This is a genomic window from Paraburkholderia sp. SARCC-3016 (assembly GCF_031119615.1).
Taxonomy (GTDB): Bacteria; Pseudomonadota; Gammaproteobacteria; order Burkholderiales; family Burkholderiaceae; genus Paraburkholderia.
Genome location: NZ_JAVHZD010000026.1, coordinates 55,781 through 75,291 on the forward strand (window position 1 = coordinate 55,781; position 19,511 = coordinate 75,291).

General features: G+C 63.3%; 15 protein-coding genes. 14 read left to right on the top strand and 1 reads right to left on the bottom strand.

The window, feature by feature from the left end:
* The first annotated feature begins 109 nt into the window (after positions 1 to 109).
* The 14 genes from ispG to QYH69_RS24690 all read left to right on the top strand — a co-directional run bounded on the left by ispG (position 110) and on the right by QYH69_RS24690 (position 16,734).
* Positions 110 to 1,399: a flavodoxin-dependent (E)-4-hydroxy-3-methylbut-2-enyl-diphosphate synthase gene (gene ispG / locus QYH69_RS24625; RefSeq protein ID WP_374992488.1), complete on the top strand. Its 1,290-nt coding sequence runs from the start codon at positions 110 to 112 to the stop codon at positions 1,397 to 1,399.
* A 21-nt stretch (positions 1,400 to 1,420) separates the two neighbouring features.
* Positions 1,421 to 2,761: a histidine--tRNA ligase gene (hisS, locus tag QYH69_RS24630; RefSeq protein ID WP_308834346.1), complete on the top strand. Its 1,341-nt coding sequence runs from the start codon at positions 1,421 to 1,423 to the stop codon at positions 2,759 to 2,761.
* 90 nt (positions 2,762 to 2,851) lie between these two features.
* Positions 2,852 to 3,490, top strand: a complete 639-nt coding sequence (locus QYH69_RS24635) for a tetratricopeptide repeat protein (protein ID WP_308834347.1) — start codon at positions 2,852 to 2,854, stop codon at positions 3,488 to 3,490.
* Positions 3,491 to 3,567: 77 nt separating this feature from the next.
* Positions 3,568 to 4,713, top strand: coding sequence for an outer membrane protein assembly factor BamB (bamB, locus tag QYH69_RS24640; RefSeq protein ID WP_308834397.1), 1,146 nt, complete (start codon positions 3,568 to 3,570; stop codon positions 4,711 to 4,713).
* A 568-nt stretch (positions 4,714 to 5,281) separates the two neighbouring features.
* Positions 5,282 to 6,622, top strand: coding sequence for a ribosome biogenesis GTPase Der (gene der, locus QYH69_RS24645; protein ID WP_308834348.1), 1,341 nt, complete (start codon positions 5,282 to 5,284; stop codon positions 6,620 to 6,622).
* A 152-nt stretch (positions 6,623 to 6,774) separates the two neighbouring features.
* Complete coding sequence (gene hfq / locus QYH69_RS24650; protein ID WP_007580427.1) at positions 6,775 to 7,011, top strand: RNA chaperone Hfq; 237 nt, start codon at positions 6,775 to 6,777, stop codon at positions 7,009 to 7,011.
* A gap of 85 nt (positions 7,012 to 7,096) precedes the next feature.
* Positions 7,097 to 8,401: a GTPase HflX gene (gene hflX, locus QYH69_RS24655; protein ID WP_308834349.1), complete on the top strand. Its 1,305-nt coding sequence runs from the start codon at positions 7,097 to 7,099 to the stop codon at positions 8,399 to 8,401.
* Positions 8,402 to 8,556: 155 nt separating this feature from the next.
* A complete protein-coding gene (gene hflK / locus QYH69_RS24660) occupies positions 8,557 to 10,047 on the top strand; it encodes an FtsH protease activity modulator HflK (RefSeq protein WP_308834350.1) in 1,491 nt (496 codons plus the stop codon).
* 11 nt (positions 10,048 to 10,058) lie between these two features.
* Complete coding sequence (gene hflC, locus QYH69_RS24665) at positions 10,059 to 10,970, top strand: protease modulator HflC (RefSeq protein ID WP_308834351.1); 912 nt, start codon at positions 10,059 to 10,061, stop codon at positions 10,968 to 10,970.
* Positions 10,971 to 11,011: 41 nt separating this feature from the next.
* On the top strand, positions 11,012 to 11,203 hold the full coding sequence (locus tag QYH69_RS24670; RefSeq protein WP_308834352.1) for a DUF2065 domain-containing protein: 192 nt from the start codon (positions 11,012 to 11,014) through the stop codon (positions 11,201 to 11,203).
* Positions 11,204 to 11,302: 99 nt separating this feature from the next.
* A complete protein-coding gene (locus tag QYH69_RS24675; RefSeq protein WP_308834353.1) occupies positions 11,303 to 12,451 on the top strand; it encodes an ATP phosphoribosyltransferase regulatory subunit in 1,149 nt (382 codons plus the stop codon).
* A 114-nt stretch (positions 12,452 to 12,565) separates the two neighbouring features.
* The gene (locus tag QYH69_RS24680) at positions 12,566 to 13,912 is read left to right on the top strand and encodes an adenylosuccinate synthase (RefSeq protein ID WP_308834354.1); all 1,347 of its coding nucleotides are present in this window, start codon (positions 12,566 to 12,568) and stop codon (positions 13,910 to 13,912) included.
* A 3-nt stretch (positions 13,913 to 13,915) separates the two neighbouring features.
* Positions 13,916 to 14,491 carry a phosphoribosyltransferase gene (locus tag QYH69_RS24685; RefSeq protein ID WP_075156802.1) on the top strand — a complete coding sequence of 192 codons (576 nt, stop codon included), beginning with the start codon at positions 13,916 to 13,918 and terminating at the stop codon, positions 14,489 to 14,491.
* A 356-nt stretch (positions 14,492 to 14,847) separates the two neighbouring features.
* On the top strand, positions 14,848 to 16,734 hold the full coding sequence (locus tag QYH69_RS24690) for a potassium transporter Kup (RefSeq protein ID WP_308834355.1): 1,887 nt from the start codon (positions 14,848 to 14,850) through the stop codon (positions 16,732 to 16,734).
* 129 nt (positions 16,735 to 16,863) lie between these two features.
* Here QYH69_RS24690 and QYH69_RS24695 read toward each other — a convergent pair whose 3' ends face one another.
* Positions 16,864 to 19,248, bottom strand: a complete 2,385-nt coding sequence (locus QYH69_RS24695) for a Tex family protein (protein WP_308834356.1) — start codon at positions 19,246 to 19,248, stop codon at positions 16,864 to 16,866.
* Positions 19,249 to 19,511: the final 263 nt, after the last annotated feature.

The following is a 19,511-nucleotide window of genomic DNA, read 5'->3' on the forward strand; positions in this document are numbered from 1 at the left end:
AGAAGGCTTCAGCGCCAGACTGCGGCAAATTGCGGTAGCAGAGCCGGCTTCAAAGACATACTTCAAGGCGCAGCCTTCAATGGCGGGTTTATCGATGCACTCCGATCCCATGCAATCCACCACCAGTCAAATTTGTTCGTCCGAGCCGATTTTCGGCGGCCACGCGCCGCGCCGCGCATCGAACGCGGTCGACGTCCGTTGGGGCGGCAACCTCGTCACGATCGGCGGCGACGCGCCCGTGCGCGTGCAGTCGATGACCAACACCGATACGGCAGACGCGATCGGCACCGCGATCCAGATCAAGGAGCTTGCGCAGGCAGGCTCGGAACTCGTGCGCATCACGGTGAACACGGCGGAAGCCGCGGCAGCGGTGCCGGCCATCCGCGAGCAGCTGGACCGCATGGGCGTCTCGGTGCCGCTCGTCGGCGACTTCCACTACAACGGTCACCTGTTGCTGCGCGACCACCCGGCATGCGCCGAATCGCTGTCGAAGTACCGCATCAACCCGGGCAACGTCGGCCAGGGCGCCAAGCGCGATACGCAATTCGCCCAGATGATCGAGGCGGCCATCAAATACGACAAGCCTGTGCGCATCGGCGTGAACTGGGGCAGTCTCGACCAGGATCTGCTCGCGAAGATGATGGATGAAAACGCGGCGCGCGCGGAACCGTGGGAAGCGCAAAGCGTGATGTACGAGGCGCTGATCCAGTCGGCGATCGGCTCGGCCGAGCGCGCGGTCGAACTCGGGCTCGCGCGCAACAAGATCATCCTGTCGTGCAAGGTGAGCGGCGTGCAGGACCTGATCGCCGTCTATCGCGAGCTTGCGCGCCGTTGCCAGTTCGCGCTGCACCTTGGGCTGACCGAAGCCGGCATGGGGTCGAAGGGGATCGTCGCGTCGACGGCGGCGCTCTCCGTGCTGCTGCAGCAGGGTATCGGCGACACGATCCGCATTTCGCTGACGCCCGAACCGGGCGCATCGCGTACCGGTGAAGTCGTCGTCGGCCAGGAAATCCTGCAGACGATGGGCCTGCGCTCGTTCACGCCGATGGTGATCGCGTGCCCCGGTTGCGGCCGCACGACGAGCACGCTGTTCCAGGAGCTCGCCTCGCAAATTCAGACGTATCTGCGTCAGCAAATGCCCGTGTGGCGCGATCAGTACCCGGGCGTCGAAAAGATGCACGTCGCGGTGATGGGCTGCATCGTCAACGGGCCGGGGGAATCGAAGCAGGCGAATATCGGCATCAGCCTGCCCGGTTCGGGCGAGAACCCGGCTGCGCCGGTGTTTATCGACGGCGAAAAGGTGAAGACGCTGCGCGGCGAGCGCATCGCCGAAGAGTTCCAGCAAATCGTGAGCGACTACGTCGAGCGCCGCTACGGCCGCGCCGAAGCGCTCAGCTAAATATCCGCAATCGAAATTCAGATGACTGAACAGAAGAAAAAGCTCGAAAAGCTGTCCGGCGTGAAGGGCATGAACGATGTGCTGCCGCAGGACGCCCAGCTGTGGGAATTTTTCGAATCGACCGTCAAGTCGATGCTCCGTTCTTACGGATACCAGAATATTCGTACGCCGATCGTCGAGCATACGCAGTTGTTCACGCGCGGTATCGGCGAGGTGACCGATATCGTCGAGAAGGAAATGTACAGCTTCACCGACGCGCTGAACGGCGAGAATCTGACGCTGCGCCCTGAAAACACGGCGGCGGTCGTGCGTTCGGCGATCGAGCACAACCTGCTGTACGACGGGCCGAAACGCCTGTGGTACGTCGGGCCGATGTTCCGTCACGAGCGGCCGCAGCGCGGGCGCTATCGTCAGTTTCACCAGGTCGGTGTCGAGGCGCTCGGCTTTGCGGGCCCGGACGCGGACGCGGAAATCATCCTGATGTGCCAGCGTCTGTGGGATGACCTCGGTCTGACCGGCATCAAGCTCGAAATCAATTCGCTCGGTCTTGCGCAGGAGCGTGCGGCGCACCGCGTCGAGCTCATTGCGTACCTCGAACAGCACCAGGACGTGCTCGACGAAGACGCAAAGCGCCGTCTCTACACGAACCCGCTGCGCGTGCTGGACACGAAGAACCCGGCGCTGCAGGACATCGCACGCAATGCGCCGAAGCTGATCGACTTCCTCGGCGCCGAATCGCTTGCGCACTTCGAAGGTCTGCAGCGCATCCTGAAGGCGAACAACATCCCGTTCACGATCAATCCGCGGCTCGTGCGCGGTCTCGATTATTACAATCTGACCGTGTTCGAATGGATTACCGACAAGCTTGGCGCGCAAGGCACGGTTGCCGCCGGCGGCCGTTACGATCCGCTGATCGAGCAGCTCGGCGGCAAGCCGACGGCGGCGTGCGGCTGGGCGATGGGCGTGGAGCGCATTCTCGAATTGCTGAAGGAAGAGCAACTGGTGCCGGAGGACGAGGGCTGCGACGTCTACGTGGTGCATCAGGGCGACGCCGCGCGCGACCAGGCGTTTATCATCGCCGAGCGGCTGCGCGACACGGGGCTCGACGTGATCCTGCACTGCAGTGCGGACGGCGCGCCGTCCAGCTTCAAATCGCAGATGAAGCGCGCCGACGCGAGCGGTGCGGCCTACGCGGTCATTCTCGGCGACGACGAAATTGCAAACGGCACGGTCGGCGTGAAGCCGCTGCGCGAGGTCGGCGCGGCCGCCGCAAAAAGCGAACAGCAGACGGTCCCGGCGGAAGACTTGACCGAATTTCTAATCAATGCGATGGTTGCGTCCTCTGACGACGACGCCGACTGATTTCAGCGTTTTTCGCCGCTTTTCGCGCGCAAAACAGTTGAAAACATTTGAAAACGGATAAAGCATCAATAGGGAAGGAATCGCTTCGCGATGAGTTACCACGACGAACAGGAAACATTAGAAAGCGTGAAGGCATGGTGGGAGCGTTGGGGTAACGCGACCACGTGGGTTCTGCTGGTGGCGGTCGTCGCGGCAGCGGCCTGGAACGGCTGGAACTACTGGCAGCGCCATCAGGCTGGTGAAGCGGCGGTGCTGTACGACCGGCTGCAGCAGGCGACCGCGGCTGGCGACAAGGTCGACAAGGCAACCGTCACGCGCATCGCCACCGATATGGAAGACAAGTTCAGCGGCACCGCTTATGCTCAGATGTCCGCGCTTGCCGCAGCCAAGGCGCTGTATCAGGCCGGCGACGAGCCCGGCGCGAAGGCGCAGCTGCAGTGGGCGGCGGATCATGCGAAAGATCCCGAATTCAAGCAGATCGCGAAGTTGCGGCTCGCTTCGCTGCTGCTCGACGAAAAGTCGTACGACGCGGGGCTCGCGCTGCTCGAGCAACCGGAATCGGACGCTTTCAAAGGTGTTGTAGCCGACAGCCGCGGCGACCTGCTTGCCGCGCAAGGCAAGCGCGACGACGCACGCGCGGCCTACAAGGTCGCGCTCGATGCGCTGCCGAAAAACGATACTTCGACGCGTCAGCTGATTCAGTTCAAGCTCGACGCGCTGGGCGGTTAACGTCATCGGCTGCCGATGCATCTGCGCCGCGTCCCGCCTTCACTTCAATGAATAAACCAGACATGCTTCGTTCACCGATGAATCTGCTGAAACGTTACGCCGTGCCCGTCGCCTGCACGCTCGCGGTGCTCACGATGGCCGCGTGCTCGTCGTCGAAAGACGAGCGCCGCGTGCCGACGCCGCTGACCGAATTCAAGCCCCAGCTCGACGTGCAGCAGACGTGGAAGGCGAGCGTCGGCAAGGCGGGCCGCTATATGTTCGCGCCGGTCGCGGTCGGCGACGCCGTCTATGCGGCGGGCGCAAACGGCTCGGTCGCGAAGATCGATGCAAAGACCGGCAACGATATCTGGCGCGTGAAACTGAAGGACGATCTGTCTGCAGGCGTCGGCACCGACGGCAATCTGACGGCGGTCGGCGGGCTGAAGGGTGCGGTGGACGTGCTCGGGCCCGACGGCAAGCTGCTGTGGAGAGGCTCGGTGCAGGGCGAAATCCTGTCGCCGCCGCTTGTCGGCAACGGTCTCGTGATCGTGCGCACGATCGATGGGCAGATCATCGCGTTCAACGGGCAGACGGGCGAACAGCGCTGGGTGTTCCGCAACCGCGCCGTGCCGCTGAACCTGCGCGTGACCGCCGGCATGACGTTCGCCGGCGACGCGGCGGTGCTCGCCGGCTTCCCGGGCGGCCAGTTCGCGGCGATCAATCTGCAGAACGGCGATGCATACTGGCAAACGCCGGTCTCGTATCCGAAGGGCGTGACCGAAGTCGAGCGCATCAACGACGTGACCGGGCCGCCGACGCTCGTCGGCGCCGAAACCTGCGCGGTGACATTCCAGGGCCAACTCGGCTGCTTCGATGCGAACTCGGGCCGCGCGCTGTGGGAAAAGCCGTTTTCGAGCACGAGCGGTATTGCGCAGGACGAGCAGGTGGTCGTCGGCGGCGATGACTGGTCGATCGTGACCGCGTTCGATGCGACGACCGGCAAGCAGTTGTGGCGCAACGAACAATTGAAGAGCCGCGACGTCAGCGTGCCTACGCTGCTCGGCCACGCGGCGGTGGTCGGCGACTACAAGGGTTTCGTGCATTTCCTGTCGCGCGATGACGGCTCCTTCGTTGCGCGCATGAAAACCGATGGCAGCGAAATCACCGCGGCGCCGGTGCTGGCAGGCGATACGCTCGTCGTGCAGACGCACGACGGCGATCTGTATGGGTTCCGGCCGCGCTAAGCACGTGGTGGTGGCGGTGGCGGCGCAATCAGCGGGCTGCCGTCGCCGAGCGCACCGTCTTGCGCCGTGGCACGGATGTCATCCGAGCGATATGACGGCGGGGAAGCGGCGCAACCCGGTCTACCGCCAGAAGGCGTCAAGGGTGCGGTAGCCGGCCGTGCGGCTGAACCGAGCGGCTTAACCGAGAGGCTTAACCGAGCGGTGTTGAACGACTGTCAGCATCGCCACGCCGGGCGCCGGCTCGTCTCTGGCTCGATCAGGTGCAGGTGCGCATGTCCTCCCGGCGACATGCGCGCACTGTGCGCGCCAACGCACCACGTCTTCGCCAGCGTGTGTTGCACCGGCGCGAGCGGCACCCGTGGCCCTGTACGCCCACGCCGTCCCCGCATCCGGAGCGAGCCGAATTCGTGCTAATTTGCGACAAATGAAATAGCGGCGACTGAATGCCGCCCAATCGTTGCGCGGACCGCGCAAAGCCGCGATCCCGCGGGCCTGATCGGCCGCGTCGCCACACTGGCGCTGAACGACCGTAATCGGCAAGCCCGCGCCTCACAGTGAACAACATCAGATGAAACCCGTTATTGCCCTCGTCGGGCGCCCCAATGTGGGGAAATCCACGCTTTTCAACCGTCTCACGCGCTCGCGCGACGCGCTCGTCGCGGACCTGCCCGGGCTCACGCGCGACCGCCACTACGGCGAAGGGCGCGTCGCCGGCGAGCGGCCGTATCTCGTCGTCGACACGGGCGGTTTCGAGCCGGTCGCGAAAGAGGGCATCCTTTACCAGATGGCGCGCCAGACGCGCCAGGCGGTCGAGGAATCGGACATCATCGTGTTCATCGTCGACGGCCGCAACGGCCTTGCGCCGCAGGACAAATCGATTGCCGACTATCTGCGCAAGACGGGCCGGCCGGTCTTCCTCGTGATCAACAAGGCCGAAGGGATGAAGTACAGCATGGTCGCCGCCGATTTTTACGAACTCGGTCTCGGCGACCCGCGCGCGATTTCGGCCGCGCACGGCGACGGCGTCGCCGAAATGATCGGCGAAGCGCTCGACGTCGCTTATGCGGACCAACCGGAAGAATCCGAAGAAGAAAAAGCGCAGCACGGCGTGAAGATTGCGATTGTCGGGCGCCCGAACGTCGGCAAGTCGACGCTCGTCAACACGCTGATCGGCGAGGAGCGCGTGATCGCGTTCGATATGCCCGGCACGACGCGCGACTCGATCTACGTCGACTTCGAACGTAAGGGGAAAAAGTACACGCTGATCGACACGGCGGGCTTGCGCCGCCGCGGCAAGGTGTTCGAGGCGATCGAAAAATTTTCGGTCGTGAAGACGCTGCAGTCGATCTCCGATGCGAACGTCGTCATCCTGCTGCTCGATGCGCAGCAGGATATTTCGGATCAGGACGCGCATATCGCCGGCTTTGTCGTCGAGCAGGGGCGCGCGCTCGTGGTCGGCGTGAACAAATGGGACGGGCTCGATGCGCACGTGCGTGAGCGCACAAAAGCCGACTTGCAGCGCAAGCTAAAATTTCTCGACTTCGCGAAGTTCCATTTCATTTCAGCTGCGGAAAAGACCGGCATTGGCCCGTTGATGCGCTCGGTCGATGCCGCATATGCAGCCGCGATGGCGAAGCTGCCGACGCCGAAGCTCACGCGCGCGCTGATCGACGCCGTCGAATTCCAGCAGCCGCGCCGCAAGGGGCGGGTGCGTCCGAAGCTGCGCTACGCGCACCAGGGAGGACAAAACCCGCCGATCATCGTCATTCACGGCAATGCGCTCGATGCAGTGACGGACACCTATAAGCGCTACCTCGAAAACCGCTTCAGGGAAACTTTCGCGCTGACTGGGACTCCATTGCGAATAGAGTTCCGATCGTCGACGAACCCTTATGCGGACAAAGGCTGAGAGCCCCGTGCACGTTGGGTTTGGCAGCTTTGCCCTGAATTGCCGGGCAAAGCGCGCATAAAGGAAAATCGGCTATAGTGTAGCGATTGACGGCGGATTTCTTTTTCTTCGTCGTCAATTAAGTCAACCTGCAAAAAAACACGGAGTTTGCTATGAGCAACAAAGGGCAATTGTTACAAGACCCGTTTTTGAACGCGCTGCGTAAAGAGCACGTGCCGGTCTCGATCTATCTGGTGAACGGCATCAAGCTTCAAGGGAACATCGAATCGTTCGACCAGTACGTTGTGTTGCTCCGTAACACGGTTACCCAGATGGTTTACAAGCACGCTATCTCGACGGTCGTGCCCGCGCGTCCGGTGAATTTCCACCCGGATTCCGAATCGTCCTAAACCTCGTCGCGGCCGGTCGACGCATGCCGCCTGACGGCGTTGCGCACCGGCCGCTTCAACAGCGCCCTCTGCGGCCGCTTCCACTTTGACACCCGCCAATTTGACCAACGCAGCACTCGTCGGCATCGATTTCGGCAAGATCGACTTCGTCGCCAGCCTCGAAGAACTCAGCCTGCTCGCACAAAGCGCGGGCGCCCATCCCGCCTTCACGCTGACGGGCCGCCGTTCAAGTCCGGATGCCGCGCTTTTCGTCGGCAGCGGCAAGGCGGAAGAATTGCGCGTCGCATGCGAGGCGAACGGCATCGATCTCGTCATCTTCAATCACGCGCTGTCGCCGGCGCAGCAGCGCAATCTGGAGCGCTTGCTTAACAGGCGAGTCGTCGATCGCACGAGCCTGATTCTCGACATCTTCGCGCAGCGGGCCCGCAGCCACGAAGGCAAGCTGCAGGTCGAGCTCGCGCAACTGCAATATCTGTCGACGCGCCTCGTGCGCGCGTGGACTCACCTCGAGCGTCAGAAGGGCGGTATCGGCCTGCGCGGCCCCGGCGAGTCCCAGCTCGAAACCGACCGTCGCCTGATCGGCGATCGCATCAAGATGCTGAAGTCGCGCCTCGAGCGTTTGCGGCGCCAGCACGGCACGCAGCGCCGTGCGCGCGCGCGCAATCGTACGATGTCGGTGTCGCTCGTCGGCTATACGAACGCGGGCAAGTCGACCCTTTTCAACGCGCTGACGAAAGCACAGGCCTACGCGGCAGACCAGCTGTTCGCGACCCTCGACACCACTTCGCGGCGCGTGTATCTCGGCGGCGAGGTCGGACAGGTCGTCGTATCCGACACGGTCGGCTTCATTCGTGAGTTGCCGCACCAACTGGTGGCCGCGTTCCGTGCGACGCTCGAAGAAACGATTCACGCCGATCTGTTGCTGCATGTGGTCGATGCGTCGAGCGCCGTGCGCCTCGACCAGATCGATCAGGTGAACGAGGTGCTTGCCGGCATCGGTGCGGACACGATCCGGCAGGTGCTGGTGTTCAACAAGATCGACGCGGTGCCTGAACTCGCGGCCCGCGGCGAGGCGGTCGAGCGGGATGAGTATGGTAATATTTCGCGCGTCTTTTTGAGCGCGCGCACGGGGCAGGGGCTCGACGCATTGCGCGCTGCCATCGCCGAAATCGCCACTGCTGAACATCTTTCTGGTGCTGACGTCTGGGCGCAAGATGAAGGGATGCAACACCACGGGATGCAAGACGAAGGAGTGCCGGACGAACGGGCGCCCGACCAGCGTCCCCGGCCTGAAGCATTGCACGTCGATCGCCACGAAGACCACGAAGAATTTCACGAAGAGCACGAAGACCATCGCGCGCACCGTGGGGTCACCGAGCACGGACATTGATGTCGCGCCCGTTGACCGCCGGACGGACTCGCGCTGTGACCCCGCAGTGAACCATAAGCGGGCTCGACGCGTTGAGCTGCGACGGACTTCCCGCATGAGATTGGCCTTTTTCAGAATTGCATCGACCCGCTGTCTACTCTGGTGAACGAACACAGGTGAACCAATACAACCCACGGAGTACCTGGCTGCGTCTGCGCGCCATGATGTCGCTGAACGACCCGCGCTGGGGCCGGGGAGACGGCAACGGCAATGGCGGCAATGGCGACCGGCAACGTTCGAACGATTCGAAGCGCCCGCAGAACGGCAAAGGCGGTGATGGCCCGCCGGACCTCGACGAAATGTGGCGCGATTTCAACCGGCGCCTGTCGCGCTTCTTCGGCCGCAAGGGCGGCGGCGACCGCCGTCCCGACAACGGCCGCAGCGCGCGCATCGGCGTGGGCATCGTCATCGGCGTGCTGATCGCCATCTATCTCGGCAGCGGCGTGTTCGTCGTCCAGGAAGGGCAGGCGGGCGTCGTGCTGCAATTCGGCAAGTATCGCGGCACGGTCGAACAGGGCGTGCACTGGCGCTTGCCGTATCCGTTCGAGTCGAGCGAAATCGTCAACGTCGGGCAGATCCATTCGGTCGAAGTCGGCCGCAGCAATGTGGTGCGGCTAGCGAACGTGAAGGACGCATCGATGCTCACGCACGACGCCGATATCGTCGACGTGCGCTTTGCCGTGCAGTTCCAGATTCGCAAGCCGGTCGACTATCTGTTTCGCAGCGTCGACCCGGAACAGAGCGTCGCGCAGGCCGCGCAGGCCGCGATTCGCCAGATCGTCGGTTCGCGCAGCACGAGCGATGTGCTTTATCAGGACCGCGAAGCCATCCGTCAACAACTGACCGACGCGATCCAGCATTCGCTCGACGAATTCAAAACCGGTCTCGCCGTGACCGGCGTGACGATCCAGAGCGCACAGGTGCCCGAGCAAGTGCAACCGGCCTTCGAAGACGAAGCGAAGGCGCGTCAGGACCGCGAGCGCGCCAGGCGCGATGCGCAGGCTTACGCAAACGACCTGCTGCCGCGTGCCGAGGCGCAAGCCGCGAATCTTATCGACGAGGCGAAGAGCTACAGCGATCGCGTCGTCGCGCAGGCGCAAGGCGATGCGGAACGCTTCAAGGAAGTCTATGCACAGTACTCGAAGGCGCCCGCGGTGATTCGCGAACGGATGTATCTCGACACGATGCAGTACATCTACTCGAACACGACGAAGGTGTTCGTCGACAGCAAGGCCGGCAATAACGTGCTGTATCTGCCGCTCGACAAGCTCGTCGCCGACAACCAGCGCGCCGCGGCGGCTGCGAATGCGGCCTCGGCAGGCGGTGCGGGTTCGACGGCGCAGGCAGCAGGCGCACCGGGCGCGCAAACGTCGCCGGGTACGGTCATCGTGACCCCGCCGACCCCGCAAGCGGTCCCGCAATTTCAGGGGCAACAGGCAGATCAGCAAGCGGGCCAGCAAGCAGGTCAACAGGCAGGTCAACAGACGCCGCAAGCCGCATCGGGCGCGGCGTCCGCGACACCGGCAAGCCAGCCCGCCGGCGCCAGCGACCCGCTGCGTTCGCGCGATGCGTTCCGCAGCCGCGGCCGCGAAGACGATCTGCAATAAGGAGCGCGATCATGAACCGAATCATTGCGCTCGTCATTGCAGTCGTAATCGTGCTGTTCATCGGATCGTCGATGGTGTTCACCGTCGATCAGCGGCATATGGCCGTGTTGTCGCCGCGCGGCGACGGCGAGCCGACGCTCGTCGGTCCGGGCCTGCACGTGAAGCTGCCGCCGCCGCTGCAAACGGTGACGCCGGTCGACACGCGCATCCAGACGCTCGACACGCCTGACGAAGATCATTACGCGGCGGCGGACAAGACCGATCTGCTCGTGAACCCCGTCATCAAGTTCCGCGTGACCGACCCCGTCAGGCTCGTGTCCGAAACGAAGGGCGACGTGCAGAGCCTGCCGGACCGCCTCGCGCTGATTTCGCGCGGCGCGCTGACCGACGCGTTCTCGAAGTACAACCTCGCGGACCTGCTTTCGAAGCTGCAGACAGTCGGCGACGATGCGCGAGCAGGCATGGAGAAAGCGGCCGGGTCGCTCGGCGTAGAAGTGGTCGACGTACAACTGACGCGCGTCGATTTCCCTGCCTCGATGGCCAATACCGTCTACAAGCGGATGATCGCGGCGCGCGAACAGATCGCGAATCAGGAACGTGCGCAGGGCGCGGCCGAAGCCGACAAGATCAAGGATGCCGCTGCGCAGCAACAGCAGGCGCTGCTCGCAGACGCCTACAAGCAGGCGCAGGAAATCAAGGGCGACGGCGACGGCAAGGCCGCGGCGATCGCCGCCGACGCATACGGCCGCGACCCGCAGTTCTATCAGTTCTATCAGAGCATGCAGGCCTACCGGAACAGCTTCAAGCCGAACGACGTCGTCGTGGTCGATTCGAGCAGTGACTTCTTCCGCTTCATGCGCGGCCCGAACGGCGGGGAGACGACGCCGAACGACGCCGCGGCGCCGCGCAAAAATCATCAATAAAGGAAACGCCGCGGCAACCGGATCGCGGCAGCCTCATTCGCATGGACATAGCCGGATCGTTATTGCTCGCGATCGCCCTGATGCTGATCATCGAGGGGATGTTCCCCTTCGTGTTTCCGGTCGCGTGGCGCGATACCTTTCGTAGAATAGCGGAGCGCCCGCCGCACCATATCCGGATCGGCGGATTGATCGTGATGGGGCTCGGCCTCGTGCTGCTGCTGTTCGCGACCTGATGCGCGCGGCGCATGGCCCGGCGCGCTTCGATCTCACCTCGAGCCTGATCTGATTCTTCGGCGCGCAGCGCGCCTTGCACAACGTCGCAGGACTTATCGATGTCGACCTGGTTACTTCCCGAGAACATTGCCGACGTATTGCCGTCGGAAGCGCGCAAGATCGAAGAGTTGCGCCGGCGCCTGCTCGATCGCTTTCGCGCATACGGCTATGAAATGGTCATGCCGCCGATGCTCGAATATATCGAGTCGTTGCTGACGAGCGGCGGCAGCGATCTGAATCTGCGTACCTTCAAGCTCGTCGATCAGTTGTCGGGCCGCACGCTGGGCTTGCGCGCCGACATCACGCCGCAGGTCGCGCGCATCGACGCGCATCTGCTGAACCGTCAGGGCGTGACGCGCCTCTGCTATGCGGGCGTCGTACTCCATACGCGGCCGCGCGGCCTGCACGCGACGCGCGAACAGATCCAGATCGGCGCCGAAATCTACGGTCATGCGGGCCTCGAGGCGGACCTCGAAATCCAGCAACTGATGCTCGATGCACTGCGTCTCGCGGGACTCGCGAAGGTGCGGCTCGACCTCTGCCATGCGGGCGTGCTGGCCGCGCTGATCGACATGGAACCGGCCGCTGCGGCGCTCGGCGAGGCGCTGTACGGCGCGCTCGCGGGCAAGGACGTGCCGCACCTCGTCGAACTCACTGCAAACCTGAAGCCTGTGGTGCGCGACGCGCTGCGCGCGTTGCCGACGCTCTATGGTCAAGCGGACGTGATCGACGAAGCGCGCGCGCGCCTGCCGAATGCGCCCGATATCGCGCGTGCGCTCGACGATCTGACGTTCCTCGCGGCTCAGGTCGAAGGCGCGGAAGTGATGATCGATCTCGCCGATCTGCGCGGCTACGCGTACCACAGCGGCGTGATGTTCTCCGCCTATGTCGACGGCGTGCCGAACGCGGTTGCGCGTGGCGGGCGCTACGACCACGTCGGTCAGGCGTACGGTCGTGCGCGTGCGGCCACGGGCTTTTCGCTGGACCTGCGCGAAGTGGCGCGCATTTCGCCGGTCGAAGCGCGCAGCAGCGCGATTCTCGCGCCGTGGCAGCACGACGATGCGCTGCGCGCGAGTGTCGCCGCGCTGCGCGACGCGGGCGAGGTCGTGATCCAGGCGCTGCCGGGCCACGACCATGGCGTCGACGAATTCGCATTCGACCGCGTGCTCGTCGAAGAGGGCGGCGCGTGGGTCGTGCGAGCGCGGTGAAGTGCGCCCATGCCCTTGAGCGCAAAGGGAAATTTTGTGACAAAAAACCAGAACCAGGTCGCTAACCCCTGCGAACCCAGGTAAAATACGTTTTTAACCAGCTCAAGAAACAACATGTCTGCCAGCGCAGTGAATGTGAACCCCGGGCGCAATGTCGTGGTGGTTGGGACCCAGTGGGGTGACGAGGGCAAGGGCAAGATCGTCGACTGGCTGACGGATCACGCGCAAGGCGTCGTCCGTTTTCAGGGCGGTCACAATGCCGGCCATACGCTCATCATCGGCGGCAAGAAAACCATCTTGCGCCTGATCCCGTCGGGCATCATGCGGCCCGAAGTCGCGTGCTACATCGGCAATGGCGTCGTGTTGTCGCCGGAGGCGCTCTTCAAGGAAATCGAAGAGCTCGAAGCCGCTGGTATCGACGTGCAAAAGCGTCTTTTCATCTCCGAAGCCGCCACGCTGATTCTCCCGTATCACGTCGCTATCGATCAGGCGCGCGAAGCAAAAAGCGGCGCGGGCAAAATCGGCACGACGGGTCGCGGCATCGGTCCCGCGTACGAAGACAAGGTCGCGCGCCGCGGGTTGCGCGTGCAGGACCTGTTCGAGCCGCCAGCATTCGCCGAACGTCTGCGCGCAAATCTCGACTTCCACAATTTCGTGCTCACGCAGTATCTCGGCGCGGCAGCGGTCGACTATCGGCAGACACTCGATTCGATGCTCGGTTTTGCCGATCGTCTGAAGCCGATGGTCACGGACGTTTCCCGCCGTCTCTACGACGAAAACCACGGCGGTCATAACCTGCTGTTCGAAGGCGCGCAAGGCACGCTGCTCGATATCGACCACGGCACCTATCCGTTCGTTACGTCGAGCAACTGCGTCGCGGGTGCGGCATCGGCAGGCGCGGGCGTCGGTCCGCAGAAGCTCGACTACATCCTCGGCATCACGAAGGCGTATTGCACGCGCGTCGGCTCGGGCCCGTTTCCGAGCGAGCTGTACGATGCGGACAATACCGCGCGCCAGGCGCCGATCGGCCTGACGCTCGCCACCGTCGGCAAGGAGTTCGGCTCGGTCACCGGGCGTCCGCGCCGCACCGGCTGGCTCGATGCGGCCGCGCTGCGCCGCTCGATCCAGATCAACGGCGTGTCGGGGCTGTGCATCACGAAGCTCGACGTGCTCGACGGTCTCGACGAAGTGAACCTCTGTATCGGCTACAAGATCGACGGCAAGGATTCGGACATCCTGCCGCGCGGCGCGTCCGAAGTCGCGCGCTGCGAGCCCGTGTACGAGACCTTCGCGGGCTGGAAGGAAAGCACGATCGGCATCAGGGAATGGGACAAGCTGCCGGCCAATGCGCGCGCGTACCTCACACGCGTGCAGGAAGTCGCGGGCGTGCCGATCGACATGGTGTCGACGGGCCCTGACCGCGACGAAACGATCCTGCTGCGTCACCCGTTCAAGGTGTAATCGATGGTTGAAGGTGTACCGATGATCGCGATGAAGGATCCGCGCAACGATGACAAGAACCTTTGGGTCGGCTGGGACGAGTACCACCGGCTCATCGAACTGCTTGCGCTCACGGTTCACGAATCGGGCTGGAAGTTCGACAAGATCTTGTGCCTCGCGCGCGGCGGCCTGCGTGTGGGCGACCAGCTGTCACGCATCTACGATCTGCCGCTCGCGATTCTCGCGACAAGTTCGTATCGCGAAGCAGCCGGCACGCAGCAAGGCGAGCTCGATATTGCGCAGTACATCACCATGACGCGCGGCGAGCTGTCGGGCAACGTGCTGCTCGTCGACGACCTCGTCGATTCCGGCGTCACGCTTGCGCGCGTGCAGCAGCATCTGAAAGACCGTTATCCGGCGGTCACGGCGGTGCGCTCCGCGGTGCTGTGGTACAAGGCGTGCTCGAAGGTCAAGCCCGACTATCACGTGCAGCATCTGCCGACGAACCCGTGGATTCACCAGCCGTTCGAAGAGTGGGATACGGTGCGTCCGCACAATCTCGGCGCATGGATCAAGCGCGGCACGCCGCACGAAGCATGACAAATCCCCGCCCGCCTGATGCGAAGATACGAACACGGTCGTTCAGGAACGTATCGCATGCATGCGCAATGAAAGCAGCGGAGCCCAGCACGGGCTCCGTTTTTTGTATCCGCGAATCACGCACACTGACGATGCGATCGGGCGCAAGCACCGCGCGGCGCGGCATTGATGCACGAATGCATAACAGGAACATTTAAAAGACGATGCTCGCGGCAGACTTCGCCAAAGTGCGATGCTAAACTTCGGACGTTCCAGACCCACGTAGCGTTTGCACAACATGCCGGACGGCCGGCATTTGAGCCCGGTTTAGAATACCGCTCATTTTTGCCGCCGTGGAACGGCTTCTTTTCGCGCTTATGACAGACAACCATCACGCGCCGAGGCAACCCATGCCCGCGCTCGCGATCGCTGCGATCGGGGTCGTGTTCGGAGACATCGGCACGAGCCCGCTGTATGCGATGAAAGAAGCGTTCAGCCCTTCGCATGGCATTCCCCTTACTCAGGATTCGATACTCGGCGTGATTTCGCTGCTGTTCTGGGCAATCGTCGTGGTCGTCAGTATCAAATATGTGCTGTTCGTGATGCGCGCGTCGAACAACGGCGAGGGCGGCGTGCTCGCGTTGATGGCACTGGCGCTGCGCTCATTCGATGCGCGCACCAGGGCGGCAGGGCTCATTACGATGCTCGGCATCTTTGGCGCATGCATGTTCTACGGCGACGCCGTCATCACGCCGGCCATTTCGGTGATGTCTGCAGTCGAAGGTCTCGAGATCGCCGCGCCGAAGCTCGCGCATCTCGTGTTGCCGCTGACGATGATCATCCTGCTCCTGCTGTTCTGGATCCAGCGGCACGGCACGGCGGCGGTAGGGCGGCTCTTCGGGCCGATCATGGTGCTGTGGTTCGTCACGCTCGCGGTGCTCGGACTGTTGCACATCGTGCAGTCGCCCGAGGTGATCGCGGCGCTCAATCCTTACTACGCAGTGACGTTCATGTCCGAGCATTTGCTGCAAGCGTACGTGGTGCTCGGTTCGGTCGTGCTGGTCCTGACCGGCGCCGAAGCGCTCTATGCGGATATGGGCCACTTCGGCGCGAAGCCGATCCGCGTGGGCTGGTATGCGCTCGTGATGCCGTCGCTCGTGCTCAACTACTTCGGGCAGGGCGCACTGTTGATGCACGATCCGAAGGCGATCGAAAACCCGTTCTATCTGCTTGCGCCCGAGTGGGCGTTGCTGCCGCTCGTGGTGCTCTCGACGATTGCGACCGTGATTGCTTCGCAAGCGGTGATCTCGGGCGCCTATTCGCTGACGAGCCAGGCGATCCAGCTCGGCTATGTACCGCGCATGAAGATTTTGCATACATCGGAACTGGCGATCGGGCAGATCTACGTGCCGGTCGTCAACTGGATGCTGCTCTTCATCATCCTGTGCATCGTGATCGGCTTCAAGAGCTCCGATAACCTCGCGGCCGCGTACGGCATCGCCGTGACCGCGACGATGGTGATCACCACCATTCTCGCGTGCGTCGTGATGGTGAAGGTGTGGAACTGGAACAAGCTGATCGTCGCGCTGATCATCAGCGGGCTGCTGATCGTCGACCTCGGTTTCTTCGGCGCGAACCTGCTGAAGGTGGCCGATGGCGGCTGGCTGCCGCTTGGTATCGGCGCGCTGCTGTTCTTCCTGCTGATGACGTGGTTCAAAGGCAGGATGATCGTCAAGGAACGCACGGCAGCCGACGGTATTCCGCTGATGCCGTTCGTGCAGGGGCTGCTCGCGCATCCGCCGCATCGCGTGTCGGGCACCGCGATCTATCTCACAGGCAATTCGACGCTCGTGCCGGTGAGCCTGCTGCATAACCTCAAGCACAACAAGGTGCTGCACGAACGGACCATCTTCCTGACATTCGTTACACGCGATATTCCGTACGTCGAAGAATCGGACCGGTTGACGGTCAAGGATGTCGGCGATGGGCTCTTTCTCGTGAAAGCCGTGTATGGTTTTAACGAAACGCCTGATGTGAAGGCCGTGCTCGAAGCCGTGGGGCGTACGAACGACATGACGTTCGAACTGATGGACACTTCATTCTTTCTTGCGCGTGAAACGGTGGTGCCGACGCAATTGCCGGGCATGTCCGTGTGGCGCGAGCGAGTGTTTGCGTGGATGCATCAGAATGCCGCCAAGCCGACCGACTTCTTTAGTATTCCCGCAAATCGCGTCGTCGAACTCGGGACGAAGATCGAGATCTGACGATGGCGCGGCAGGGCGCGCGCGTGCCGTGCATGCGCTGCGGCCCGAACGCACGGTCGATCAAGGCAAAAGCTCATGCAGAACTTCTCCTGCATGGGCTTTTTTGTCGACTGCCGCCGGCGCCGGACGCTAGCGTTGCTTGAGCTTCGCGAATGCGGCGGCCATCGCGTTGACCGGTTCCGGATCGCGCGAACGGTGCGGCCCGCGCGCATTTCCACCCGAGCCACCGGAGCCAGCACCACCGGAGCGGCCCGCGCCGCCACGATCGCCGTGCGCGCCGGCGTTGCCGCCGCGTGCGCCCGTACTGCCGCTGCCTGCTGCCGCGAAATCGTCGTCGAGGCGCATCGTCAGCGAAATGCGCTGCCGCTTCACATCGACCTCGAGCACCTTGACCTTGACGATCTGGCCGGCTTTCACGACCTCGTGTGGGTCCTTGATGAACTTCGTCGACATCGCCGATACGTGCACGAGACCGTCCTGATGCACGCCGACGTCGATAAACGCGCCGAACGCCGCGACGTTCGTGACGACACCTTCGAGCACCATGCCCGGCGACAGATCCGAAATCTTCTCGACGCCTTCGCGGAACGTCGCGGTCTTGAACTCGGGGCGCGGATCGCGGCCGGGTTTTTCGAGTTCCGAAAGAATATCGCGCACGGTCGGCAGGCCGAAGCGCTCATCGACGAATTCGGTCGGCACGAGGCGCGATAGCGCTTCGCGATTGCCGAGCACTTCGCCAACGTGCTTGCTGATTTTCGCGAGCATCCGCTCGACGAGCGGATAAGCCTCCGGGTGCACCGACGAGCGGTCGAGCGGGTTTTCGCCGCCGTTGATGCGTAGAAAGCCCGCGGCCTGCTCGAAGGTCTTGTCGCCGAGGCGCGGCACCTTGCGCAGATGCTCGCGCGACGGGAACGGCCCGTTCGCATCGCGATAGTCGACGATATTGCGTGCGAGCGTAGCATTGAGGCCCGACACGCGCGCGAGCAGCGCGACCGACGCGGTGTTCGCATCGACGCCGACCGCATTCACGCAATCTTCGACAACCGCGTCAAGCGAGCGCGCGAGTTCGCGCTGGTTCACATCGTGCTGATACTGGCCGACGCCGATCGCCTTCGGCTCGATCTTGACGAGTTCGGCGAGCGGGTCCTGCAGACGACGCGCAATCGATACCGCGCCACGCAGCGACACATCGAGTTCCGGAAACTCTTTGGCGGCCAGTTCGGATGCCGAATAAACCGATGCGCCTGCCTCGGACACGACGATTTTCTGCAGCTTGAGTTCCGGATGGCGCGCGATCAGCTCGCTCGCGAGCTTGTCCGTTTCGCGCGACGCGGTGCCGTTGCCGATGCTGATCAGCTCCGCCTGGGTCTGCGCGGCAATGCGCGCGAGTTTTGCGAGCGAGCCGTCCCAGTCGCGGCGCGGCTCATGCGGATAAATCGTATCGGTCGCGAGCAGCTTGCCCGTACGATCGACGACTGCAACTTTCACACCGGTCCGCAGGCCCGGATCGAGGCCGATTACTGCCTTCGGGCCGGCCGGCGCGGCGAGCAGCAGGTCCTTCAGATTGCGCGCGAACACGCGGATCGCTTCGTGCTCGGCTGCTTCGCGCAGGTTCGTGAGCAACTCGTTTTCGATATGCGGCTGCACCTTGACGCGCCAGCACCAGCGGCAGACGTCGGCGAGCCATTTGTCGGCGGGACGCGCCTGGTTCGCGATGCCGAAGTGGCGCGCGATCATCGCTTCGCCGGGATGGGGCACCTGCGCGTCGAGCTCTTCGCCAAGACCGAGCTTGACGAGCAGCACGCCCGCGTTGCGGCCGCGGAAGAGCGCCAGCGCGCGATGCGACGGCACTGTTTTGATCGTTTCGGCGTAGTCGTAGTAGTCGCGGAATTTCTCGCCTTCTTCGCCTTCCTTGCCCTCGATCACCGACGACGTCACGACGCCCTGGTTGAACAGGTAATCGCGCAGCTTGCCGAGCAGCTCGGCCGTTTCGCCGAACTGTTCGGACAGGATATCGCGTGCGCCGTCGAGCGCCGCTTTCACGTCGGCCACGCCCTTGTCGGCGTTCACATACTGCGCGGCTTCGCTTTGCGGATCGAGCAGCGGATTGGCAAGCAGCGCCTGCGCAAGCGGCTCGAGACCCGCTTCGCGCGCAATCTGCGCGCGCGTGCGGCGTTTCGGCTTGTAAGGCAGATAAAGGTCTTCGAGCACCTGTTTGCTGTCGGCGGCTTCGATCGACGCGCGCAGCTCGTCGGTGAGCTTGCCCTGTTCGTCGATGCTCGCGATGATGGCCGCGCGCCGGTCCTCGAGTTCGCGCAGATAGAGCAGGCGTTCTTCGAGATTGCGCAGTTGCGTGTCGTCGAGGTTGCCGGTCACTTCCTTCCGGTATCGGGCGATGAACGGAACGGTGGAACCTTCATCGAGGAGTTGCACTGCCGCTGCCACCTGGCGAGTCTGGACAGACAGTTCGGTGGCAATGCGCTGGACGATCTTGAGTGCTACGGTTTCCGTCATAAGAGCTTGATGTTCGTGCCGGATCGATCTGGGGCCGCCTCGCGGCATGCCGTGGAATTTTGCGTCGGATTCCATCGGCGCGCGGCGGCCCGGGGTTGCTGAGACTGCCGGTAGAGCAGGGCGAAACTGGTCAAAACGCGGTAATGCAACGAATGGAGCAGCGGGGCATTTTGCCATAAATGCCGGGCCGCTCAAGCGCAGGATGTTAGAATTTCGGGCATGTTCCGTTGCCCATCTACGACGTTGCTCACCTTCCGTTTTCC